The 21,776-nt window shown below is 38.3% G+C and carries 26 protein-coding genes; 19 read left to right on the top strand and 7 right to left on the bottom strand.

Annotated elements, in window-relative coordinates:
- Position 1: 1 nt before the first annotated feature.
- Entirely contained in the window at positions 2-730 is a 729-nt protein-coding gene (locus WNY79_RS18295; protein ID WP_342876553.1) for a 3-deoxy-D-manno-octulosonic acid kinase, read from the bottom strand.
- Between the two features lie 122 nt (positions 731-852).
- On the opposite strand from WNY79_RS18295, the gene WNY79_RS18290 reads away from it, so the two are divergent.
- From WNY79_RS18290 to glpG, 6 genes are all read left to right on the top strand, one after another.
- A complete protein-coding gene (locus WNY79_RS18290; protein WP_342876552.1) occupies positions 853-1,911 on the top strand; it encodes a glycosyltransferase family 9 protein in 1,059 nt (352 codons plus the stop codon).
- The gene (gene gmhB, locus WNY79_RS18285) at positions 1,911-2,474 is read left to right on the top strand and encodes a D-glycero-beta-D-manno-heptose 1,7-bisphosphate 7-phosphatase (protein ID WP_024598950.1); all 564 of its coding nucleotides are present in this window, start codon (positions 1,911-1,913) and stop codon (positions 2,472-2,474) included. The genes WNY79_RS18290 and gmhB overlap by 1 nt, the downstream gene beginning before the upstream one ends.
- A 169-nt stretch (positions 2,475-2,643) precedes the next feature.
- Positions 2,644-3,837, top strand: coding sequence for a glycine C-acetyltransferase (locus tag WNY79_RS18280; protein ID WP_342876551.1), 1,194 nt, complete (start codon positions 2,644-2,646; stop codon positions 3,835-3,837).
- Between the two features lie 50 nt (positions 3,838-3,887).
- Entirely contained in the window at positions 3,888-4,913 is a 1,026-nt protein-coding gene (tdh, locus tag WNY79_RS18275; protein WP_024598949.1) for an L-threonine 3-dehydrogenase, read from the top strand.
- A 68-nt stretch (positions 4,914-4,981) separates the two neighbouring features.
- Complete coding sequence (gene glpE, locus WNY79_RS18270) at positions 4,982-5,299, top strand: thiosulfate sulfurtransferase GlpE (RefSeq protein WP_342876550.1); 318 nt, start codon at positions 4,982-4,984, stop codon at positions 5,297-5,299.
- Entirely contained in the window at positions 5,296-6,114 is an 819-nt protein-coding gene (gene glpG, locus WNY79_RS18265; protein ID WP_342876565.1) for a rhomboid family intramembrane serine protease GlpG, read from the top strand. Before glpE ends, glpG begins: the two co-directional genes overlap by 4 nt.
- A 3-nt stretch (positions 6,115-6,117) precedes the next feature.
- On the opposite strand, the gene WNY79_RS18260 is transcribed toward glpG, so the two are convergent.
- Positions 6,118-6,516, bottom strand: a complete 399-nt coding sequence (locus WNY79_RS18260) for a flagellar basal body-associated protein FliL (protein WP_002961049.1) — start codon at positions 6,514-6,516, stop codon at positions 6,118-6,120.
- 154 nt (positions 6,517-6,670) lie between these two features.
- On the opposite strand from WNY79_RS18260, the gene WNY79_RS18255 reads away from it, so the two are divergent.
- Positions 6,671-7,210: a chorismate lyase gene (locus WNY79_RS18255; protein WP_170071960.1), complete on the top strand. Its 540-nt coding sequence runs from the start codon at positions 6,671-6,673 to the stop codon at positions 7,208-7,210.
- Positions 7,207-8,085 carry a 4-hydroxybenzoate octaprenyltransferase gene (gene ubiA / locus WNY79_RS18250; protein WP_342876549.1) on the top strand — a complete coding sequence of 293 codons (879 nt, stop codon included), beginning with the start codon at positions 7,207-7,209 and terminating at the stop codon, positions 8,083-8,085. The genes WNY79_RS18255 and ubiA overlap by 4 nt, the downstream gene beginning before the upstream one ends.
- Positions 8,086-8,120: 35 nt before the next feature.
- Here the strand turns inward: ubiA and WNY79_RS18245 are convergent, their stop codons facing one another.
- From WNY79_RS18245 to WNY79_RS18235, 3 genes are all read right to left on the bottom strand, one after another.
- The gene (locus WNY79_RS18245) at positions 8,121-8,741 is read right to left on the bottom strand and encodes a 2OG-Fe(II) oxygenase (RefSeq protein WP_076925214.1); all 621 of its coding nucleotides are present in this window, start codon (positions 8,739-8,741) and stop codon (positions 8,121-8,123) included.
- Positions 8,742-8,832: 91 nt separating this feature from the next.
- Positions 8,833-9,717: a LysR substrate-binding domain-containing protein gene (locus WNY79_RS18240; protein WP_024598943.1), complete on the bottom strand. Its 885-nt coding sequence runs from the start codon at positions 9,715-9,717 to the stop codon at positions 8,833-8,835.
- Between the two features lie 377 nt (positions 9,718-10,094).
- The gene (locus tag WNY79_RS18235; protein WP_024598942.1) at positions 10,095-10,517 is read right to left on the bottom strand and encodes a DUF2721 domain-containing protein; all 423 of its coding nucleotides are present in this window, start codon (positions 10,515-10,517) and stop codon (positions 10,095-10,097) included.
- 104 nt (positions 10,518-10,621) lie between these two features.
- Between WNY79_RS18235 and WNY79_RS18230 the strand changes: the two genes are divergently transcribed.
- From WNY79_RS18230 to tsaD, 3 genes are read left to right on the top strand one after another with little or no spacing between them, the layout of a single operon-like run.
- Complete coding sequence (locus WNY79_RS18230) at positions 10,622-10,975, top strand: DUF2007 domain-containing protein (protein ID WP_010554404.1); 354 nt, start codon at positions 10,622-10,624, stop codon at positions 10,973-10,975.
- Complete coding sequence (locus WNY79_RS18225) at positions 10,968-11,558, top strand: YjaG family protein (RefSeq protein ID WP_197185353.1); 591 nt, start codon at positions 10,968-10,970, stop codon at positions 11,556-11,558. Before WNY79_RS18230 ends, WNY79_RS18225 begins: the two co-directional genes overlap by 8 nt.
- Positions 11,559-11,597: 39 nt before the next feature.
- Positions 11,598-12,611, top strand: a complete 1,014-nt coding sequence (gene tsaD, locus WNY79_RS18220; RefSeq protein WP_342876548.1) for a tRNA (adenosine(37)-N6)-threonylcarbamoyltransferase complex transferase subunit TsaD — start codon at positions 11,598-11,600, stop codon at positions 12,609-12,611.
- An 11-nt stretch (positions 12,612-12,622) separates the two neighbouring features.
- On the opposite strand, the gene plsY is transcribed toward tsaD, so the two are convergent.
- Positions 12,623-13,234, bottom strand: a complete 612-nt coding sequence (plsY, locus tag WNY79_RS18215) for a glycerol-3-phosphate 1-O-acyltransferase PlsY (protein WP_024600589.1) — start codon at positions 13,232-13,234, stop codon at positions 12,623-12,625.
- 230 nt (positions 13,235-13,464) lie between these two features.
- On the opposite strand from plsY, the gene folB reads away from it, so the two are divergent.
- The 8 genes from folB (at position 13,465) to WNY79_RS18175 (ending at position 19,633) form a co-directional block, all read left to right on the top strand.
- Positions 13,465-13,824, top strand: coding sequence for a dihydroneopterin aldolase (gene folB, locus WNY79_RS18210; RefSeq protein ID WP_007584738.1), 360 nt, complete (start codon positions 13,465-13,467; stop codon positions 13,822-13,824).
- On the top strand, positions 13,825-14,313 hold the full coding sequence (folK, locus tag WNY79_RS18205) for a 2-amino-4-hydroxy-6-hydroxymethyldihydropteridine diphosphokinase (protein ID WP_342876547.1): 489 nt from the start codon (positions 13,825-13,827) through the stop codon (positions 14,311-14,313).
- The gene (locus tag WNY79_RS18200) at positions 14,310-15,110 is read left to right on the top strand and encodes an undecaprenyl-diphosphate phosphatase (protein ID WP_197111069.1); all 801 of its coding nucleotides are present in this window, start codon (positions 14,310-14,312) and stop codon (positions 15,108-15,110) included. Before folK ends, WNY79_RS18200 begins: the two co-directional genes overlap by 4 nt.
- A gap of 177 nt (positions 15,111-15,287) precedes the next feature.
- Complete coding sequence (gene mpl, locus WNY79_RS18195) at positions 15,288-16,643, top strand: UDP-N-acetylmuramate:L-alanyl-gamma-D-glutamyl-meso-diaminopimelate ligase (RefSeq protein WP_342876546.1); 1,356 nt, start codon at positions 15,288-15,290, stop codon at positions 16,641-16,643.
- Between the two features lies 1 nt (position 16,644).
- Positions 16,645-17,265, top strand: coding sequence for a flavin prenyltransferase UbiX (locus WNY79_RS18190; protein WP_002961027.1), 621 nt, complete (start codon positions 16,645-16,647; stop codon positions 17,263-17,265).
- Positions 17,265-18,194 carry an ABC transporter ATP-binding protein gene (locus WNY79_RS18185; RefSeq protein WP_342876545.1) on the top strand — a complete coding sequence of 310 codons (930 nt, stop codon included), beginning with the start codon at positions 17,265-17,267 and terminating at the stop codon, positions 18,192-18,194. Before WNY79_RS18190 ends, WNY79_RS18185 begins: the two co-directional genes overlap by 1 nt.
- Entirely contained in the window at positions 18,195-18,962 is a 768-nt protein-coding gene (locus WNY79_RS18180; protein ID WP_024600594.1) for an ABC transporter permease, read from the top strand.
- On the top strand, positions 18,962-19,633 hold the full coding sequence (locus tag WNY79_RS18175) for an SAM-dependent methyltransferase (protein ID WP_342876544.1): 672 nt from the start codon (positions 18,962-18,964) through the stop codon (positions 19,631-19,633). The genes WNY79_RS18180 and WNY79_RS18175 overlap by 1 nt, the downstream gene beginning before the upstream one ends.
- A 6-nt stretch (positions 19,634-19,639) precedes the next feature.
- On the opposite strand, the gene WNY79_RS18170 is transcribed toward WNY79_RS18175, so the two are convergent.
- Positions 19,640-21,520, bottom strand: a complete 1,881-nt coding sequence (locus WNY79_RS18170) for a GGDEF domain-containing protein (RefSeq protein ID WP_076925208.1) — start codon at positions 21,518-21,520, stop codon at positions 19,640-19,642.
- Between the last annotated feature and the right edge of the window lie 256 nt (positions 21,521-21,776).

The raw sequence follows: 21,776 nt of genomic DNA, 5'->3' as shown, positions 1-21,776 counted from the left end.
GTTAACTTATATTAGCGAGCGCTTTGAGGTAGTTGCTATGCAGGGTTTGCCAGTCACTCGCTTGCCAATTGAATGGCTTGTTTCGACCTTGCTCTTTTAAAAATGAGCGCTCAAGACGTGCCAGATTACTTTGTTGCCACTGCAGATTAGGTGTTTTTATTTCACCTCTATCAAAGTCGATAATATACACATCACTAATATCATTAAATAAAATGTTATTAATGTTTAAATCGGCGTGATACACACCTTTTGAATGAAATAGCGCGATTGTTTTCGCAATGCGTTCTAACTCATCTTCAGTCAATGAGCGTTCAATTAATATGTCGAGTACACTTTTAGCGCCTTTAACAGCTTCTGTAATAATATCACCACGATAAATTAATCCGCTGCGGGTTACTTTAGCTGCAATAGGGGTTGGTACGTTTAAACCAAGCTCTATAAGTTTACTCATTAAGCTAAACTCTTTATACACACGGGTTTGTTCAAGTCCTGGGTATAAATACTGATCGCTTAGCAATTTACCCACTAAGCCACCGCGCCAATAATGCCTAAGTACGGCTGTTAATTCGTCTTGCTTAAAAAACCACGCAGTTGCTCGACCTTTTTTAGCGCCCACAATTTTATTTTGTTGTTGCCAATAATTTGCATCAAACCAATCGAGGGTAATTTGGCTTGCGTAATTAGGATGGCTTAATAGCGTGTGGTTGCCTTGCACGTGTTGTTTAAACATAGCTCTGTGTAATTGCTAAATAATGTGTCTATATTAGCGCGTTTTAAAGCTTAGGATAAGTGCTTGCAATAGCGTGATTATAATTTAAGATCGGCTTTTGTATTTAATACCTAAGGGAATGCGTGACTCAAGCTCCTAATTATTCATCTATTTGTATATTAAGACTCTCAGCCATTGGTGATGTATGTCATGGTGTGAGTGCTGTACAAGCTATTCAAAAAGCACACCCTAATGCAAAAATTACGTGGGTTATTGGCAAAATAGAAGCCATGCTACTTGCCGACTTACCTGGCGTTGAGCTGGTGGTATTTGATAAAAAACAAGGCAAAGCAGCGCTTAAAAGCTTAAAACAACGCTTTAAAGATCAAAAGTTTGATGTGTTACTTAACATGCAAGTTGCACTTAGGGCTGGGTTTGTTGCGCGTTGTATTCCTGCAAAAGTAAAAATAGGGTTCGATTGGGCGCGTTCAAAAGAATTACATAGCTTATTTATTAATAAACGAATAGCCCCACAAGCTCAGGCGCATGTGCTTGAAGGTTTTAAAGGTTTTGCAAAAGCCATTGGAGTTGCTGATTATAAACCGAGTTGGGACATGCCATATACCGAGCAAGACCAAGCGGTTGCAGATGAGTTACTAACACCAGAATACCTAACTAATAAACTATTAGTAATATCGCCCGCAGCTAGTAAAGCACAGCGTAATTGGCTCGCTGAACGTTATGCCACATTGGCTGATTATGCTAATGAGCAAGGCTTTAAAGTTGTATTGACGGGTGGTCCAACAGAACTTGAAATTAACCTAGCAAATAGCATTGTTGAGTATAGCAAAACACCTATTTTAAATTTAGTGGGCAAAACTAAGCTCAAAGAGTTGTTGTGCGTGTTAAAGCGTGGCAGTTTAGTGCTTGCGCCCGATACAGGCCCTGCGCATATGGCGGTAACGGTGGGTACGCCGGTTATTGGTTTATATGCACATTCAAACCCAGCACGAACAGGCCCTTACTTATATCAAGATTACGTGGTTGAGGTTTATCACCAAAACTTGCTTAAGCAAACAGGTAAAACAGCAAAACAAGTCTCGTGGGGTACGCGTGTAAAAGGCGATGATTTAATGAGCCAAATTACAGTTGATGATGTAAAAGCGATGTTTGACCATGTTGTACAAAAAGAGTCTTTGTAATGAATGCACAACAAAAAAATAAAGCGCTTTTTTTAGACCGAGATGGCGTGGTAAATGTTGATCATGGTTATGTGTATCAAAGCGATAAATTTGAATTTATTGATGGTGTTTTTAGCACTTGTAAAACATTTTATGATGCGGGCTATAAAATCATAATCGTCACTAATCAATCTGGAATTGGCCGAGGTTATTACACCGAAGCTGATTTTTTAGCACTAACTGATTGGATGAAAACCCAATTTAGCGATCACAGTATTGAAGTTACCGATGTGTACTTTTGCCCTCATCACCCTAAAAAAGCGCACCCTGAATATTTGAAAGAGTGCAGTTGCAGAAAGCCTGCGCCAGGGATGTTATTGCAAGGCATGCAAGAGCATAATATCGACCCTGCTTGCAGTATAATGGTGGGCGATAAACTCAGTGATATGCAGGCTGCAAAAAAAGCGGGCATCACTACCCGCGTTTTAGTGCGTTCGGGTCAAAGCTTTGATGAAAGTGCTAAACAAGAGGCTGATTTAATTATCGATTCTATAAACAGTTTACCTGCACTTTTAAATACATAAATAAACTAAACAGATTAGCCTGTAAACTGGCAGGAATTCCTTCCAGTTTAGGGCGTTTGCGACGAACTGCAAACCGTGCATTTTCCCCATTAAACTTTTACAATACCCCCCATAATAAACAGTCGCTTAAATGTGGTTGTTTACCCGTTCAAATAAATGGAGAACACAGATGAGAGCATCTGCTTTTTTTAGCCAGCTACAACAGCAAATTGAAGACGTAAAAACCGAAGGTTTGTATAAAAGCGAACGTATTATTAAATCTCAGCAGCAGGCTCAAATCGAAGTTGCGTCAGGTAAAGTAATCAACTTTTGTGCTAATAACTACTTAGGTTTAGCTAATAGCCCAGAGCTAATTGAAGCTGCGCAAAACGGTTTAAATAATCATGGTTTTGGTGTTGCGTCTGTTCGTTTTATTTGTGGCACGCAAGATATTCATAAAATACTAGAGAAAAAAGTCAGTGAGTTTTTAGAAACTGAAGACACCATTTTATATTCTTCATGTTTTGATGCAAACACAGGTTTGTTTGAAACTATTTTAGGCGCAGAAGACGCTATCATTTCTGATTCATTAAACCATGCATCAATTATTGATGGTGTACGTTTATGTAAAGCTAAGCGTTTTCGTTATGCAAATAACGACATGGCTGATCTTGAAAAGCAGCTTATTGCAGCTGATGAAGCTGGCGCTAAAACAAAACTAATTGCTACCGATGGCGTGTTTTCGATGGATGGCGTTATTTGTAATTTAGAAGCTGTGTGTGACCTAGCTGATAAATACGATGCACTTGTTATGGTTGATGACTCTCATGCTGTTGGCTTTGTTGGCGAAAACGGTAAAGGTACACCAGAGTACTGTAATGTATTAGATCGTGTAGATATTATCACCGGTACATTAGGTAAAGCGTTAGGCGGTGCCTCAGGTGGTTATACATCGGGTAAAAAAGAAATTGTTGAATGGTTACGCCAACGTTCACGTCCATACTTATTCTCAAACTCATTAGCGCCTTCAATTGTTACTGCGTCAATTAAAGTACTTGAAATGCTAGAAAGTGGCGGCGAGCTTCGCGCTAAACTTTGGTCAAATGCTAAATATTTCCGTGAGCAAATGGAAGCTGCTGGCTTTACGTGTGCAGGTAAAGATCATGCAATCATCCCAGTAATGCTAGGAGATGCAAAAGTAGCTTCGTTAATGGCTGATAAGCTACTTGCTGAAGGTATTTATGTTACTGGTTTTTCATTCCCTGTAGTACCAAAAGGGCAAGCCCGCATTCGTACACAAATTTCAGCGGCGCATAGCATTGAGCAACTCGATACAGCTATTGATGCATTTACCCGTATTGGTAAAGAAATGGGCGTTATTTAATTTTATTTTAAACCGAAGCCTTGCTTCGGTTTTTTAGTTGAGTGTGGATTATGAAAGCATTATCTAAATTAAAAGCAGAACCGGGCATTTGGATGACAGATGCACCAAAGCCAGAAGTGGGTCATAACGACTTACTAATTAAAATTCGCAAAACAGCTATTTGTGGTACCGACGTACATATTTACAAGTGGGATGAGTGGGCAAGTAAAACTATTCCTACTCCAATGGTTGTTGGTCACGAATATGTAGGTGAAGTCGTTGATATGGGCCAGGAAGTTCGTGGCTTTAATGTTGGCGACCGCGTATCGGGTGAAGGTCATATTACGTGTGGTCATTGTCGTAACTGTCGTGCAGGGCGCGTACATTTATGCCGTAATACAACGGGTGTGGGTGTAAACCGTGAAGGCGCGTTTGCCGAATATTTAGTTATTCCTGCATTTAACGCATTTAAAATTCCAGATAATATTTCTGATGAACTGGCTTCTATTTTTGACCCGTTTGGTAATGCAGTTCATACCGCATTATCGTTCGACTTAGTTGGCGAAGATGTACTTATTACTGGTGCAGGCCCAATTGGTATTATGGCAGCAGCTGTAGCAAAACACGTGGGTGCTCGCCACGTCGTTATTACCGACGTAAACGAATATCGCCTAGATTTAGCACGTAAAATGGGTGCTTCACGCGCTGTAAACGTGGCAAGCGAAAAGCTTGAAGACGTAATAAAAGACTTAGGTATGACAGAGGGCTTTGATATTGGCCTTGAAATGTCAGGTGTGCCAAGCGCGTTTAATTCAATGCTTAATAACATGAACCACGGCGGTAAAATTGCCATGCTAGGTATTCCACCATCAGATATGGCAGTTGACTGGAACCAAGTTATTTTTAAAGGTTTAGTGATTAAAGGTATTTACGGTCGCGAAATGTTCGAAACGTGGTACAAAATGGCAAGCTTGATTCAATCTGGTCTTGATTTGAACCCAATCATTACACATCAGTATTCTGTGGATGACTTCCAAGCTGGCTTTGATATGATGATTTCAGGTCAGTCAGGTAAAGTAATTTTAAACTGGGATTAGTTCCTCACTAAATTACAAGAAGGGCGGCTTTAGCCGCCTTTTTTATACTATTAATTAAAGAGACTTCAATGGCATTTAAACACATTTCTATAGCGCAAACGTTAGAGCTTCTAGATAAAGAAGACGTTGTAATTGCAGATATTCGCGATCCTAATTCGTATCAAGCTGGTCGTATTCCAGGCTCAGAAGCACTTTCTAACGGGAATATTGCACAATTTATGATGGAAAAAGAATTCGATCAGCCAATTATTATTGTGTGTTACCACGGTATGAGCTCTCAGGGCGCAGCTAATTATTTAGTTGAGCAAGGCTTTGAAGATGTTTATAGCATGGATGGTGGTTTTACCGCTTGGGAAGCAGCTTACAGCGAGAAAGTAGAGCGATGATAGAGCTTGGCAGTTTAAATAACCCGCGCGCCGCACAGGGCTTTATAGATTATTTAAAAAGCCAAGGTTTGAAAGGGCAATTAGATTCAGCAGATGGCAGTAATGTTATTATTAGTGTGCTTGAAGAGGACTTTCATCAAGTTCAGCCTCTATGGGCTGAATTTACACAAAACCCTAATCATGAAAAATACCTGCAAGCATCTTGGGATGTAGGCAGCACCCAATCGCCGCTTAAATATCAAGGGCAATCACTTAATCTAATAGCCCGTTTTAAAGCACTCAGCTGGTTAAATCAAGCCGTAAGTATTGTAAGCGTTATAATTTATTTTGCTTTTTTACTAGGTGGTTTTGAGACCATTTATACTATGATGCAGTTTAAACCTTCGCAGCCTTTAAGTTGGTTAACGCCCGCGCTCGTACACTTTAGTGCGATGCATATTGTGTTTAATTTAATTTGGTGGATGTCGCTTGGCGACAATATAGAAAAGCAATGCGGAAAACTCAGCTTAATAGGTTTGTTTTTAGTGACTGCACTTATTAGTAATTGGGCGCAATACCTAATGGTTGGTCCCAACTTTGGCGGTTTGAGTGGCGTAGTATATGGGTTACTTGGTTTTTGTTGGATTCATAGCTTTTTAAATCCGAACAAACCTGCGTTGGTTAGTGCGGCTATTGTTGGTTTTATGTTGATTTGGTTAGTGCTAGGGTTTGCAGATGTATTGTTTGTAGGTATGGCTAATTGGGCGCACTTAGGCGGATTAGTTAGCGGTATGGCTTTTGCTTATACCGCCAAAGTATTTAACGTAAAACGTTAAATACTAATGATATAAATATTTAGTGAACAAGACTTCACGGATGATCTCTTGTCCTGTTTCTTCTTTTAAAAGGCTTTTTAGTTTTTCGGCGCACTTTGCGCGTATTTCTTCACGGCCAGTAAGGGATTTTATTTTTTCTTCTGGCTCTTTAGATAAAATTTCTACTAGGGCATCACGAAGTAATGGCGTGTGATGTTCAACAACTGCAATATCAGAAGTATCAGTAAGCATTAAATCAATAGTTACGCGCACATAGCCCATTTTTTTACTCGATGCGCCAATGTAGTTGGTGATTATATCTGGCTCAAAACCAAAATAACCAACTGTAGATTCAGCACGGGCTGTAAAGCTTATGACGCTTACAAAGAACGTAAAAAGACCTGCGTATACTATTTTTTTCATATTTAAAGCGTTTCTTAAAACTTGTTACAAATAGTTTATACTTAATAGTGGGTAATAAACAGCGCCAAGCAATTATTTATGGTTATAAAACATCACTTTTTCAAAAGCTTTGGCAATGGTATCATCTTGTTGTTTTTTATTTTGTTGAGCTATTGTGATTACTTATCCTCTGTCTATATCTGCTAATTGGCAGTCCACTTCATATGTAAGTGATTTATCTCCTCTAGAGCAAGAATGGCTTTTTGAACCTAATTCTTTAACTGCTAAATTAAAAAGTAAATCACAAATTTTTAGTGTAAGAGTATTAAGCGAGCAGTTATTTACTTTAAGCCTAGAGCAAAAGTTACTACTAAACAGCGCAGCTAAAACAGCGATTAATCGGGAAGTACTCTTATTGTGCGATAATAAACCTATGGTGTACGCACAAAGCTGGCTTCCTAAAAATGATTTGAGCAATCCTTTGCACAATATGGGTGAACGACCTCTTGGTGATGTGATTTTTCAAGACCCAGCACTAAAGCGCACGGATATAGAAATTGCTTATTTTGATGCCAAGCACCCCGTTCAGCAATTAGTTGCAAAATTAAACCTACCCGAGAAAAACTTACTAGGGCGTCGAAGTGTATTTTCCCTCAAAGAATATAAATTTTTAGTGTGTGAAGTGTTTTTACCAGGAGCATATTTATACTCATGAAATTAGCCGCTTTAAAGCCAAAACATATTTCTTACTATATACAGCTAATGCGTATAGATAAGCCCATTGGTACCTTGTTATTACTTTGGCCAACATACTGGGCTTTATGGCTTGCTAACAGTGGGATGCCGAGCTTGCTCAACTTTATTGTATTTACACTGGGCGTTGTTGTTATGCGTAGCGCAGGGTGTGTAATTAATGATTTTGCAGATAGAAAAATAGACGGCTCGGTAAAACGCACAGCTCAACGGCCGCTAGCTTCAGGGCTGGTTAGTAGTGGTGAAGCTCTTAGTCTATTTTTACTGCTCATAGTTATTGCGTTCATTTTAGTATTAATGCTTAGCTTTAATACTATTTTACTTTCTTTTGGGGCTTTGGCTTTAGCCTTTTGCTACCCTTTTATGAAACGCTATACACAATTACCACAAGTTATTTTAGGGGCTGCATTTGGTTGGGCTATTCCAATGGCCTATATGGCTTCAATAAATGCATTACCGCAGCAGGCATGGTTATTATTTATAGCCAATATTTGTTGGACAGTTGCTTACGACACTATGTATGCGATGGTTGATAGAGATGACGATTTAAAAATAGGGGTAAAATCAACCGCTATTTTATTTGGTAAATACGATCGCCATATTATCTTTTTACTTAATGCTGTATTTATAGCGCTGGTTGCGTTTATTGGTATAAGCAATCATTTAAGTGTCGCGTTTGGCATTGGTTTGAGTGTAGCAGCTGGTTTATTGGCATATCAACAAACGCTTATTCATAAACGTGAAAGAGATGCCTGCTTTAAAGCGTTTTTAAATAACCATTATGTGGGTTTGGCTATCTTTATAGGGTTATTACTTTCATACCCAATAGAATTTTAAAGCCTTAATAAAGGCTGTTAAAACTCTATTTAGAGCTACCTGGGCGGATCAATAATGCCGCTAATAGAGGCGTTTTTTCTAAACCACCCAGCAATAGAATAGCGTTCGTCAACTGCGGGAAGTACTTCGTGAGCAAAACGTTCGCTTTCAAACATAACCAATGTGCCAGCAGTTGGTTTAATCGTTATTTCTACTTCTTTACTTTTAGGTTTATAAATAACAAGTTCGCCACCTTGCTCTGGCGTATTTAAATAAAGCACCGTTGTAAATACACGATTAGATCGACCTTTGAATGCATCTAAGTGTTTTTTGTAAAAATCACCCTGTGTATATTTTGCATAATGGCATTCGTAATCAAATAGCCCCATAAAAAAGCTACGATTTAACGTGGTTTTTATACTTTGCATTATTGCTTGATACGTAAGCTGTGCTTGAGAGCTGCCGTCAAACCAATAAGTTTTGTCAGTACGAATAGTTTTATCTATTTGTAAGCTATTTAGTCGACCAATACCAGCAAGGCTAAAGTGGGGGTTTATGCGGTGACAATCTGCAACTAAATCGTTAACTAAATCGGCAATAAGCGCGTTATGAATTACGGTGTATCCTTGGCGTTCTATATCATCTAAATAGACATCAGGACCAAAAAGTGTGTTCATTCACATCAGCTGTTTAAAAAAGGTGCGACAGTGTAGCCGAAAAGCGATTTAAAGCTACTGTTTATTGCGCCGCACTTTTTCAAATATTGGATTAGCTAAATGTAGCTCCCGCTTTCTTTATAAGCGATAGTAAATGCTCTACATGTTCAGTAATAGAGGTTTGCTGGCTTGTTTGTACAACGAGTTGTTCGTGATTTAGATCTTTATTTGTTTTTAGTTGCACGAGTTCAGAGTTCTCTGCGATTGTATTTGCATGCTCAATGCTCGCAATAGCAAAGTGATCTGATTTAACTACACCGGCCATTACTTGCTCAATACTGCCCACTTTAATACTTGATGATTTATTTAAAGAATCGATTGCTTCATTAAGCATAGTTTGCACTTGTTTAGATTGAGAGAAACAACCAAACATAGGGTAGCTATCAAGGTTTTGCTTACTTATATCGTTTTTATGTGCAAGAGGGTGGTTTTTTGAAACAAATAATACAAGCTGATCAGGTAAGTGAATGTCACTGCCAATACTGTTAATAGCTTGAGAGTATACACTTATGTCTATTTCACCTTGTTGGAGTCTGCGTGTTAGCTCTTGCTGATCTTGTAACTGCATTTCAATTTTTATATGAGGATATTGAGCTAAAAACTGCCCACAAGAAATAGGAACTATGCCACTTGCCTTGTTGGTATAACCAATAACCAGTTTCTCATTAGCATTACCGTTTACTGATTGAAAAATCCGTTTTTTCGTTAGCTCAAGTTCCGATAAAGTCGTTTTAGCATATTCAAGAAAAAGTTCGCCTTCTGGCGTTAATTTAACTGAACGTGTTGAGCGTTTTACTAACTCATATCCCATTTCATTTTCAAGTGTTTGAATGCTGCGCGTCAGCGCTGAAGTACTAATCTGGGTTTGTTCAGCTGCTTGTCTAAAATGACGTAATACACCAAGTGCTACAAATTGCTCTAATTGTTCAAATCTCACTTTATAGTCCCTTTTTATAAGTAAGTCGCAGATACCACGGACATCAAATATATTAATTTTTATTCTAAAGTTTAGTAAAATTCTATATTGAAATACGGTTGCAAGTTCATACGTGTTTCCAGCAGGATACCCCCCTTTTAGTATTAATTAAAGAGGAAAGCGACCAAATAGTATTACTTTTTTAATTGATAACTAGTTGTTTATTGTGTTTTGTCTGTATTTTTGCAATTAACTATCTAGGCAAAGTTATTTTAACTCAGTGGGTTAGATAGCCGGTTGGGATTCAATTGTTCTAATTAATAAAAAAGTACGGCCCAAAATGGGGCGTACTTACAACATGATTGTGACAAATAATAGGGGGTTTTATCTATAGGAGTTTATTTTACAAAATTTCTATTTATTCGGTTGCTTAATGGTTTGTTTTCAATGCTTTGCAGTTCTATTTCAATTGCATCACAGGAGATATGTATTTCAAATAAAGACGTTAACAACGATAAACTTAAGCAGGCTAAGCTAATGCCGAATAAAATAATCCCCGTGGTATTAAATTCAATAAATAAAGCAAACATCGAAAATGTACACAGTAAAAAAGAGGCTACCCCATAAACTTGCATTGTTCTGATTAAGTTTATTCGTTTACGTAAGTTGGTGATTTGAGCCACTACAACGGGGCGTATAGATTCACCCTCGCGTGCATTTAACTCCCTAATTAATTGCGCTAAAACTAAAAATCGGTTTGTATAGGCTAATAATAGCAGCGATATGGCCGGAAAAAGTAAGCCCGGGGTTGTAAGTGTCATGTTTATTCCTCGTGAAATATGGCTAACTATTAAAGCTGTCATGTATTGTTTAGTTTAGTCGACTAATACTCGACATTGTACACACAAAATAAATGAGGTGAATATTGCAAAATATTAATAATAAAAATTCAACTGATAGCTCTTTTCAATGGGTTACAATTTATAAAGCCGAAAATACCCTTGAAGCTAATATTATTAAAGGTTTAATACAAACCAGTGGCATTGAATGCAAAATTAAAGGTGAGATGCTCCAAGGCGCATTGGGAGAAATTCCATTTGATCAAGCACAAGTTAGTGTGCAGGTTTATGCGATAAAAGAGCGCCATGCGCGCCAAATATTGGTAAACTATCAACAAGTAAAACAATCCGCTCCAGATTGGGTATGCCCTAACTGTAATGAGCATAATGGATCAACATTTGATTTTTGTTGGTCGTGTGAGACGTTAAAAAATGACTAAAGCAAATAATTTTCAGCGTATTAGAGAGCTTAACTATTTACAAAAAGCCGTTTTAGCGAGTGCTCTAATAGAGCGAATGCTGCCAAATTACGGTTTATTTAGCGAAGCAACGGGGTTTGGTGATGAAACCTTACTTCGTAATTCGCTTAATGTTTGTTGGGAAAAAATATTACTGCCTAAAAGTAAAATAGATCTCGAAAAACAAGTTGAAAAAATAGAACCGAATGTTCCTGAACTTGCTGATTTTGATATGTTTGGTACTTACCCTGCTATTGATGCCGCAACGTCTTTACTTAGTTTAATGCACGGTTTAATGGCGCAAGATGAACAAGAGTTCATTAGTGTCAGTAAAATATCTCAAGCAACAGTGGCACGCTTTATTGAATATCAAATGACGGTTGAAGGTGAGGTTGCAGATAACACAGCTGTAAGAGAACACCCATTAATGCAATACGAAATTGAAGTATTAGGTGAGCTAATTGATTTTGTAGAAAATATGGGGCGTATCACCTCTGATAGCGTAAAAGCACTTAAAAAGTTTGCCCTAGAAGATGGTCAAACAAATATTGGTCTTACGGTATAAAAACAGCGAAGTAAAAACTTTAAAGGCAGGAGAAGTACAGTGCGAATTTTAGGCATTGAATCGTCATGTGATGAAACAGGTATTGCAATATACGATGACGAAAAAGGCTTGTTAGCTCATCAATTATACAGCCAAGTAAAAGTACACGCTGATTATGGCGGTGTAGTACCGGAACTTGCATCGCGCGATCATGTTCGTAAAACGCTACCACTTATAGACGCAGCATTTGAGCAAGCGGGTTGTGGCCCAGAAGATTTAGATGGTATTGCTTATACTGCAGGCCCAGGTTTAGTTGGTGCATTATTGGTAGGTACTTCTATTGGTCGTTCATTAGCATACGGTTGGGATATTCCAGCTGTTGCTGTTCATCATATGGAAGGGCATTTACTTGCTCCGATGCTTGAAGACAATATTCCTGAGTTTCCGTTTATTGCATTGCTTGTATCGGGCGGTCATACCATGATGGTTAAAGTAGCGGGTATTGGACAATACGAAGTATTAGGTGAGTCAGTTGATGATGCCGCAGGCGAAGCCTTTGATAAAACGGCTAAGTTACTTGGTCTTGACTACCCTGGAGGTCCGCGATTAGCTAAAATGGCCGAACAAGGCGTTGCGAAGCGTTTTATTTTTCCTCGCCCGATGACCGACAAACCAGGTCTTGATTTTAGTTTTAGTGGTTTAAAAACTGCTGCATCCATCACTATTCGTGAAAATGACGACGACGATCAAACTAAAGCTGATATAGCGCATGCATTTCAAACAGCGGTTATTGATACGCTGGTTATTAAGTGCAAGCGAGCGCTTAAACAAACAGGTATTAAGCGTTTAGTAATCGCCGGTGGCGTAAGTGCAAATACACAGCTTCGACTGCAGCTCGAACGCGTAATGAAAGGTATGAAAGGTGAGGTGTTTTATCCTCGCACTGAATTTTGTACCGACAACGGTGCAATGATTGCTTATGCCGGAATGCAACGTTTAAAAGCAGGGCAATTTGCTACGCTTGATATGAAAACAAAACCGCGTTGGCCAATAGATAGCCTTGAGCCGATTTAACTGCTCAAATTTTAAAGATTTTTGTTTTCATCAGTGGGCGCTTTTTTAGCGCCCACTTTTGGTTCTTCCCCACTAAATAATCTAATAATATTAGTACGATGACGAAATATAATTAACAGCGTAATAAAAGTAACCGGAAGAGTATAAAGTGGTTTTATTAGCCATGTATATAAAGGTGCTAAAGATACAGCTACAAGCGCCGCAAGTGATGAATAGCGTGTTATTGCCACTATAACCAGCCATGTGCAAACAAGTAAACCAGCCAATGATAAGCCAATAGGTAATAATGAGCCAAATGCCGTTGCTACGGCTTTACCGCCTTTGAAGCTAAAAAACAGTGGGTACATATGGCCTAAGCAAGCTGCTACAGCGACTAAACCAAGCTCTAAAGGTTCAACTTCTAAAAAATAAGCTCCCCATACTGGAATAGTGCCTTTTAAAATATCAAACACTAAAACCAAGCAAGCCGGAAATGCTCCGCCTAATCTATAAACATTTGTAGCCCCAGGGTTGTTAGAACCGCTATTACGAGGGTCAGGGAGTTTGAACAACCGCGACACTAAAATAGCCGACGAAATCGACCCAAGTAAATAAGCTAAAACAAACATTAAAGTGGCTAACACACGCTTCCTTATTTTTTAATTGCTATACCAATTGATAGTACTTTTAAGCTATTATTGGCAGCAAAATTTATCGTGAAAATTATTAACAGGCTATTTAATAGCTAGTTTGGTTGTTTTGCTATTGTAGAAGTTATTTTCACATATTTAAACACTGGCTAAACCATATACAGTATTAATTTTATTGATGCTTTGTATCGTTGCTTAGTCGTTTGTTGTTATTTGGAGTATCAATGGATAAGGTTTTTATATCTCAATTGCACGTCGACACTATTATTGGAGTGTACGACTTTGAAAAAGAAAGTAAACAGAGCCTTTATTTCGATATTGAAATGCTTAGTGATATTAAGCCTGCAGCCGAAAATGACGATATTAATTTAGCACTGGATTACTCAAAAGTAAGCGAACGCGTTATTAAGCACTGCACTGCAAAACCTGTTGAGTTGCTAGAAACTTTGGTTGAGCAGTTGGCTGAGATTATTTTAAGCGAGTTTAATACGCCACAAGTTACTATAAGAGTAAGTAAACCCGCAGCAGTAGCACAAGCACAAACTGTGGGTGTTGAAATTACACGTGTTAAGGCAACTGACTAAATGGCCCAAATTTATATCAGCCTAGGGTCAAATATAAATAAAGCGCATTATATACAATGTGCATTAATTGCACTTAAGCAGCACTTTGAGCACATTGTGCACTCGTCTGTTTTTGAAAGTGAAGCAGTTGGGTTTGCTGGCAATAATTTTTATAATTCAGTAGTTGGCGCTACAACTGATATGTCGCTTGCTGATGTATGCGTTTTATTAAAACAAATAGAACGTGATAATGGGCGTACAGCAAACGATAAAAAATTTAGTCCACGAACGCTCGATTTAGATTTACTGTTTTATGATGATGTAACTTGCGATTCCCCAGCGCAATTACCACGTGATGAAATAACTAAAAATGCATTTGTATTACAACCTCTGAGTGAGGTTGCCCCAGATTTTTATCATCCTGTAGCTAAGCAAACGATTGCGCAGTTATGGAATGGATATAATAACCCTCAACAAAAGCTATGGAAGGTGGAGTTTTCTAACCTATGAGTATTATCGAAATAATTATTTTAGCCCTCATACAGGGATTTACTGAGTTTTTACCAATATCGAGCTCTGCGCATTTAATTCTCCCATCGCAAATTTTAGGCTGGGAAGATCAAGGGCTTGCGTTTGACGTAGCAGTACATGTTGGTACTTTAATAGCCGTCGTTATTTATTTTCGTAAAGAAGTAGTAGATATACTAAGCGCATGGTTTAAATCTTTTGGTAAGCAAGGCACTACCGATGACAGTAAATTAGGCTGGTGGATTATCTTAGGTACAGTGCCTGCCGCTATTTTAGGTTTACTTTTAAAAGATTTTATTGAGTTATACCTGCGAAGCGCTTGGGTTATTGCTACTACCACCATTGTATTTGGTTTATTGCTTTGGTACGCGGATGCAAAAGGGAAACAAATCAAAACTATTTATCAGCTCAATTGGAAAACGGCACTTATCATTGGTTTCGCACAAGCTGTTGCAATGATCCCAGGTACCTCTCGATCAGGTATCACGATGACCGCTGGTTTAATGTTGGGTATGAATAAGCAAAGCGCAGCGCGTTTTTCGTTTTTACTAGCGATTCCGATTATTTCTATGATGGGGCTTTATTATATTGCAGAGCTTGCACTGGGTGACCATGTAGTTGATTGGAATACATTATTATTGGGTGTGGTGCTATCGTTCTTATCGGCTTATGCATGTATATTTATGTTTTTAAAAGTAATAGAGCGAATGGGTATGTTGCCATTTGTGATATATCGTTTATTACTCGGTGTCGGTTTGATTGTATTTTTAATGATGTAGAAAATAATTGACTAGATAAAAAAGCCTTCTAACTAAGAAGGCTTTTTTATTATCAAGTGGACATTTTGGCACGAGTGAAATGCTTACTCGCAATGGTAACTAAGCACGAATTTTGGCATTATAGCGCCATTAAACTTTGCATAGCTGTAAAGTGAGCATACGATTTAAGGAAAGTATATGCATATACATATTTTGGGCATTTGTGGCACGTTTATGGGTGGCATTGCAGCCATTGCTAAATCATTAGGTCATAAAGTAACGGGTTCTGATCAAAACGTTTACCCACCAATGAGTACGCAACTTGAAGAGCTTGGCATTGAACTGACTCAAGGCTACGACGTATCTCAATTAGAGCCAAAGCCAGATATGGTAGTTATCGGTAATGCAATGAGTCGTGGTAACCCGTGTGTTGAATATGTGCTTGATAAAGGTCTGCCTTACACCTCCGGCCCTGAATGGCTTAAACATAATTTATTACAAAACTCGTGGGTACTTGCTGTCGCCGGTACGCATGGTAAAACAACCACAGCAAGTATGCTTGCGTGGGTGTTAGAGTACGCAGGTTTAAAACCAGGGTTTTTAATTGGCGGCATAGTCCAAAATTTTGGTGTATCGGCCAAAGTCGGTGAAACGCCATTTTTTGTTATTGAAGCCGATGAATACGACACTGCTTTTTTTGATAAGCGCAGTAAGTTTGTCCATTACCTTCCGCGTACACTTATTTTAAATAATCTTGAATTCGATCACGCTGATATTTTCGAAGATTTAAACGCAATAAAAAAACAATTTCATCACTTAATCCGTACATTACCTCAAAGCGGCAAGGTAATTTGGCCTAAGCAAGACGTAGCGCTTAATGACGTAATAGCACAAGGGCTTTGGAGCGAAAGCGAAACGTTAGGCGATGATTGGAGCTATGAATTAATAAAAGCCGATGGTAGTGAGTTTAATGTGCTTTTAAATAACGAAAAGCAGGGCACTGTTTGCTGGCAAGCAATAGGCGAGCATAACGTTAAAAATGCAATTATGACTATCGCAGCAGCGCGCCATGTGGGTATAGCTGTTGATCATAGTATTGATGCCTTAGGTGAGTTTATTAGCCCTAAAAGGCGTATGGAGCTAAAGGCTGATATAAATAATATTAAGGTGTATGACGATTTTGCGCATCACCCAACAGCAATTAAAACTACGCTTGCAGGACTGCGCGCAAAAGTAGGCGATGAAAAAATTATCGCTATTTTAGAGCCGCGCTCAAACACCATGAAAATGGGTGTGCATCAATATACATTATTAGATTCACTGCGTGATGCTGATGACGTACTACTTTTTGAACCAGAGAATCTAAATTGGTCGCTAAAAGAGCAAGCAGATAAAGCGGGTATGCAGTGCTTTAGCAGCACACAAACAATTATTGATACGGTGCTTGAAAATATTGAGCCTAATCAACATATTTTAATTATGAGCAATGGTGGTTTTAATGGCCTTCATCAACACCTTGTTGATGGTTTAGCTGATAAATACAGCGGAGAATAGTGTGCAATTTAAAGATAGAATTACGCTCGCTTTTAGCGGTGCATCAGGTGCGCCTTATGGGTTAAGGTTACTTGAAGTATTACTTGAGCAGCAATTTCAAGTTTACGTACTTATCTCAAGTGCAGCACGAGTGGTGCTTGATACAGAATCAAATATTAAACTCTCAGGTAATGAAGATAAAGCCACTGAGCAGTTAAGTACGCTGTTTAATGCTAAACCTGAGCAGTTAAAAGTATACGGTAAAGATAACTGGTTTAGCCCTGTGGCTTCGGGCTCTGCTGCACCTAAAAAAATGGTGGTATGTCCATGTAGTGCAGGGTCGGTTTCTGCAATTGCAGTAGGGGCGTCAGATAATTTACTAGAGCGCGCCGCCGATGTCGTTATTAAAGAACGCGGACAGTTAATTTTAGTGCCGCGTGAAACACCGTTTAACGAAATTCATTTAGAAAACATGCTTAAGTTATCACGTTTAGGGGTGACCATAATGCCAGCAGCACCTGGTTTTTATCATAAGCCACAAAGTATTGAAGACTTAGTCGATTTTATGGTGGCAAGAATTTTAGATCATTTAAACATTGAACATAACCTAACAAAACGTTGGGGTTATGGTGAGGGTAAGTAATGAATAAGCAAAATATTGCTTTAAATATAGAAGGCCTTACCAAGGTTTACAAAAATGGTGTTGAGGCTATTAAAGGCGTTGATTTACAAGTTAAAGAGGGCGACTTTTTCGCTTTACTTGGTCCAAATGGAGCCGGTAAATCAACTACAATTGGTGTTATTTCGTCCCTTGTTAATAAAACAAAAGGCAAGGTAGAAGTATTTGGTTGTAATATTGATACTGATTTAGAAGCTGCAAAAGCGCATTTAGGCTTAGTGCCGCAAGAGTTTAACTTTAGTCAGTTTGAAACACTTAACCAAATACTTGTTAACCAAGCCGGTTATTATGGTGTGCCACGTGGCGAAGCCCACAAACGTGCTGATAAATACTTAGCACAGCTTGGCTTACTTGAGAAAAAAGACAAACAAGCACGTACGCTTTCAGGCGGTATGAAACGCCGATTAATGATTGCGCGTGCCCTTATGCACGAACCTAAGTTGCTTATACTTGATGAGCCAACAGCGGGGGTAGACATAGAACTTCGTCGTTCAATGTGGGATTTTTTACGCCAAATAAATGAGCAAGGCGTTACTATTATTTTAACTACACATTACCTTGAAGAAGCAGAGTTACTGTGTAAAAACATCGCCATAATCGATAATGGCCGAATTGTTGAAAACACTACTATTAAAGCATTGCTTGCAAAACTTGATAAAGAAACCTTTATTTTAGACTTAAAAGTGCCAGCAAGCCCTGTCACGCTTGAAGGTTATAAATTTACGATGACGGACGATCATACTGTTGAAGTGGAAGTCGCTAAATCTCAAGGGCTAAATGCTGTATTTAGTGCATTAACAGCTCAAGGTAATACTGTGTTGAGTATGCGAAATAAAGCAAACAGATTAGAAGAGTTATTTGTAGGATTACTAGAGCAAGGGCGGGGCGAATAAATGTTTAAATATGGTGTAGCCTTAAAGAGTTTATGGATTAAAGAGTGTATCCGTTTTTTACGTATTTGGGTGCAAACTTTAGTACCGCCAGCAATTACGATGAGCTTATATTTTGTTATTTTTGGTAACTTAATTGGTTCACGTATTGGTGATATGGGCGGCTTTAGTTATATGGAGTTTATTGTACCTGGCCTTATAATGATGTCGGTTATTACTAACTCTTATTCCAATGTAGCCTCTAGTTTTTACTCAACAAAGTTTCAAAAAAGCATTGAAGAGCTTTTAGTTGCACCTGTACCTAACTACATCATTGTACTGGGTTATATGGGGGGCGGTATGACGCGCGGCATTATGGTGGGCTTTATAGTGACCTGTGTGTCGTTATTATTTGTTGATATTCAAATTCATAATATTTTTGTAATTATGGCGACGGTTATTTTAACCTCAGCCGTGTTTGCTTTAGGTGGTTTAATTAATGCAATTTACGCAAATAGTTTTGACGATATAAGCATTATCCCCACCTTTATACTAACGCCATTAACTTACTTAGGCGGTGTATTTTATTCAATTACGTTGCTGCCTGAGTTTTGGCAGAATGTATCACAAATCAACCCTATAATTTATATGGTTAACGCATTTCGTTATGGCTTTTTAGGTGTGTCGGATGTTGATTTGAGCGTGGCTCTTGGGGTTATTTTAATATTTATAACAGCGTTATTTACATTAGCGCTTACATTGATCAAAAAAGGTGTGGGGCTAAGACACTAATGAGTGATGCAAATTCACGTAGTATTGTATCTAATCAAGCGGGCATTCACGAGAAGCTTGATGAAATAGTAAATAAGCACTTAGATGCTGAATTTAAAAAGCCAATTGCAGCTCATACCCAAGCCGCATTTGACAAGGTTAATGCCAAAGTACAAGCCTTTAGTGGTCCGCTTATTTTAGACTCGTGTTGTGGCGTAGGTGAAAGCTCAGCTAACTTAGCTAAGCGCCATCCTGATGCACTTGTAATCGGTATTGATAAATCGTCGCACCGCTTAGATAAGCACGATGTTGAATATAAGCAAACCGACAGTGGTCAGTACATCTTAGTGCAAGCAGACTTAAATGACTTTTGGCGTTTAGCGGTTGCTGCTAATTGGCAACCTACGCACCATTATTTGTTGTATCCAAACCCGTGGCCTAAATCTAAGCATATTCGTAGGCGCTGGCATGGCGCAGCTATTTTTCCATTTATCGTTAAGTTAGGTGGAAAATTAGAAGTGCGCAGCAATTGGGATATTTACGTTAAGGAGTTTGCTCGGGCGCTTGAATTAACAGGCAACCCTTGCGATGTAACACTTTATGAGTCAAACGATGCGATTACGCCTTTTGAGCGTAAATACTGGGCCAGTGGCCAGCAAAGCCACCGACTCGTTATAAACTTACCTTGCTAAAGTAAATTAAAGTGCTAATTCCTCTGTAACCGTATTAACATGTGGCACTGGGTGGGCAAAATAGTTGCCTTGCATTAGTGTCACATTCGCCTTTTTAAGTGCGGTTACTATGGTTGCATTTTCTACGGATTCTGCCATTAATTGTAAACCAAGTTGATTAGCAAAACTGGCTATATGTTCAATAAACAAGTAGATGTCTTTGTCATTCACTATTTGCTTTATTAGTGCGCCATCGAGCTTAATACCATCTACTTCAAGCTTAAGTACGTTTGATATATTTGAATAACCACTACCAAAGTCATCAATAATAACCTTAACGCCTTTCGTTTTAACCATTCCAATAAATGCTTTTACCTCAGAAAAGTTAGCAATAGCTTGGGTTTCTAAAAGCTCTAGTGTGATATTACCAGGATGCGGATAACGCTTAAGTTCGTCTGCAATAAACTCACTTAAATTAGGGTCGAGCATATCTTGTGCAGTTATATTTAAACTCCAGCAAATATCTGTTTTTCTAAAGCGACTAACACATTGTGAAAATATAGTACGGGTCAGTATGCCGTCCATTCTTGAGCGAGTAACAACATTTAAAAATGCATCAGGTTTTAATACTTCACCTTGCGCTGTTACCATTCGAGCTAAACATTCGTATTGAACAACTTTATTGGTATTAGTATCAATAATGGGTTGAAAGTAAGGCACTATACGGTTGTTATCAAACGCTTCACGTACCTCTTTAGCCATTTCAACATTGTATTGATATTGCGTTTTTACATCGTGTAGCGCTTTTGAGTAGTTAACTACGCTATGTCTGCCTTGTTTTGCTTGCAGCGCCGCTATATGAGCGTTTTCAAGTAGTAGCGATTTATTACCACTGGCAATACCTGCACATAGGGTTATATAAATAAAAGGATCAGTTAACACTGGGGTATTAAAGTTATATGTTTTTACGAGCTCGGTAAATTCGTCATTACTCATTTCTTTTGGCGCGAGTAATACTATTTTATTGGTTGCTAGCCTGTATATATGGCAATGCGCAGAGCTTCTGAGCTTAAAGTGAATAAGTAAGTTTTTCATTACTTTATCACCCACTTCAGTGCCGTAGAAACTGTTTATATCTTCTATTTCATTAACCCAAATAACGGCTAACTGCATGTGATGTGCATTACTTTTTTTAATAAAGTACTCAAGAGCAATATGATTTGAAAAACCAGTACTAGAGTCAGTTGCTAAAGAGCGCTTTAGTAAATAAATATATATAGCGGCAACAAGTATCGCGATAAAAAAGAAGAAGCTAGCCATTGCAGCAGCTTTCGACACACTTTCTTTAAGTTGTTCGTTTAAATTGTAAATAGTTATATCGGCACCCGTTAAATAGGTATTGCCGTTAATAGGGTCAACGTAAGGAATAAAAATAGTTTTAAAGTGGCCCCACTGATCGCTCGATATTTCAAATACAGGTTCTGTTGAATAAAAAGCACTTATATTGGCATCGGTAGCTTCAGGGTAGAGATCTAAAAATTGAGTTACTTTGCCATTATTCTGATCGTCTTGCGTGTAGCTTGATGAGCTAAAAAGAACCTTTCCGTCTTTTAAAATCATTGAATACACATAAGCAATATCAAGTGCTTGAGCGAACTCAGAGAGCTGTTTACTCTTATTTTGATAATAAGAAAAACTTATGTTGTCGCCTTGATTAACCGCACTTAGGTAATTTTCACCTAAGATATGTTTAACGCTGGTGGCTGCATTAAGTAAGCGATTATCAACCGACTGCATTATTTCAGCACGCGTAGTTTGGTAAGTGTAGTAAACGTAGGTAAGCAAGCTTATTAAAAACAAGCTAAAGCCTGCCACTATCCAACTAACTTTGACTCTTCCTTCTGGCATATGTGTCCCTTTTTTGTTATCAAATTTATTATACCCAAAATAAGTAAATGCCCAATAAATAATTAGGTTTAGTCAAATTTTAATTAAATTATCATTTTTTTGTCATCGCTTTGATTGCTTTTATAGGTTTAAACGAGACATTTTAGTTATATTGCAGTAAAGTTAGCGCAATTTTTAAAGAAACACGATTGCTCTAAATGTCCTAAAAAATAGGCGTTTTTGATGGGTAAGCGCGTGTTTTAGCTACACACACTAG

The sequence above is a fragment of the Pseudoalteromonas sp. AS84 genome, from assembly GCF_038900255.1.
Classification (GTDB): Bacteria; Pseudomonadota; Gammaproteobacteria; order Enterobacterales; family Alteromonadaceae; genus Pseudoalteromonas.
Note: the sequence above shows the minus strand (reverse complement) of the source record. Positions and strands in the feature narration are given on the sequence as shown.

Coding starts and splice junctions, on each gene's coding strand:
- mpl (WP_342876546.1), top strand. CDS start 15,288: ATGCATATACATATTTTGGGCATTTGTGGCACGTTTATGGGTGGCATT.
- WNY79_RS18295 (WP_342876553.1), bottom strand. CDS start 730: ATGTTTAAACAACACGTGCAAGGCAACCACACGCTATTAAGCCATCCT.
- glpE (WP_342876550.1), top strand. CDS start 4,982: ATGGCATTTAAACACATTTCTATAGCGCAAACGTTAGAGCTTCTAGAT.
- gmhB (WP_024598950.1), top strand. CDS start 1,911: ATGAATGCACAACAAAAAAATAAAGCGCTTTTTTTAGACCGAGATGGC.
- folB (WP_007584738.1), top strand. CDS start 13,465: ATGGATAAGGTTTTTATATCTCAATTGCACGTCGACACTATTATTGGA.
- WNY79_RS18170 (WP_076925208.1), bottom strand. CDS start 21,520: ATGCCAGAAGGAAGAGTCAAAGTTAGTTGGATAGTGGCAGGCTTTAGC.
- WNY79_RS18225 (WP_197185353.1), top strand. CDS start 10,968: ATGACTAAAGCAAATAATTTTCAGCGTATTAGAGAGCTTAACTATTTA.
- folK (WP_342876547.1), top strand. CDS start 13,825: ATGGCCCAAATTTATATCAGCCTAGGGTCAAATATAAATAAAGCGCAT.
- WNY79_RS18175 (WP_342876544.1), top strand. CDS start 18,962: ATGAGTGATGCAAATTCACGTAGTATTGTATCTAATCAAGCGGGCATT.
- WNY79_RS18180 (WP_024600594.1), top strand. CDS start 18,195: ATGTTTAAATATGGTGTAGCCTTAAAGAGTTTATGGATTAAAGAGTGT.
- WNY79_RS18235 (WP_024598942.1), bottom strand. CDS start 10,517: ATGACACTTACAACCCCGGGCTTACTTTTTCCGGCCATATCGCTGCTA.
- glpG (WP_342876565.1), top strand. CDS start 5,296: ATGATAGAGCTTGGCAGTTTAAATAACCCGCGCGCCGCACAGGGCTTT.
- WNY79_RS18200 (WP_197111069.1), top strand. CDS start 14,310: ATGAGTATTATCGAAATAATTATTTTAGCCCTCATACAGGGATTTACT.
- ubiA (WP_342876549.1), top strand. CDS start 7,207: ATGAAATTAGCCGCTTTAAAGCCAAAACATATTTCTTACTATATACAG.
- WNY79_RS18185 (WP_342876545.1), top strand. CDS start 17,265: ATGAATAAGCAAAATATTGCTTTAAATATAGAAGGCCTTACCAAGGTT.
- WNY79_RS18245 (WP_076925214.1), bottom strand. CDS start 8,741: ATGAACACACTTTTTGGTCCTGATGTCTATTTAGATGATATAGAACGC.
- tdh (WP_024598949.1), top strand. CDS start 3,888: ATGAAAGCATTATCTAAATTAAAAGCAGAACCGGGCATTTGGATGACA.
- WNY79_RS18260 (WP_002961049.1), bottom strand. CDS start 6,516: ATGAAAAAAATAGTATACGCAGGTCTTTTTACGTTCTTTGTAAGCGTC.
- WNY79_RS18280 (WP_342876551.1), top strand. CDS start 2,644: ATGAGAGCATCTGCTTTTTTTAGCCAGCTACAACAGCAAATTGAAGAC.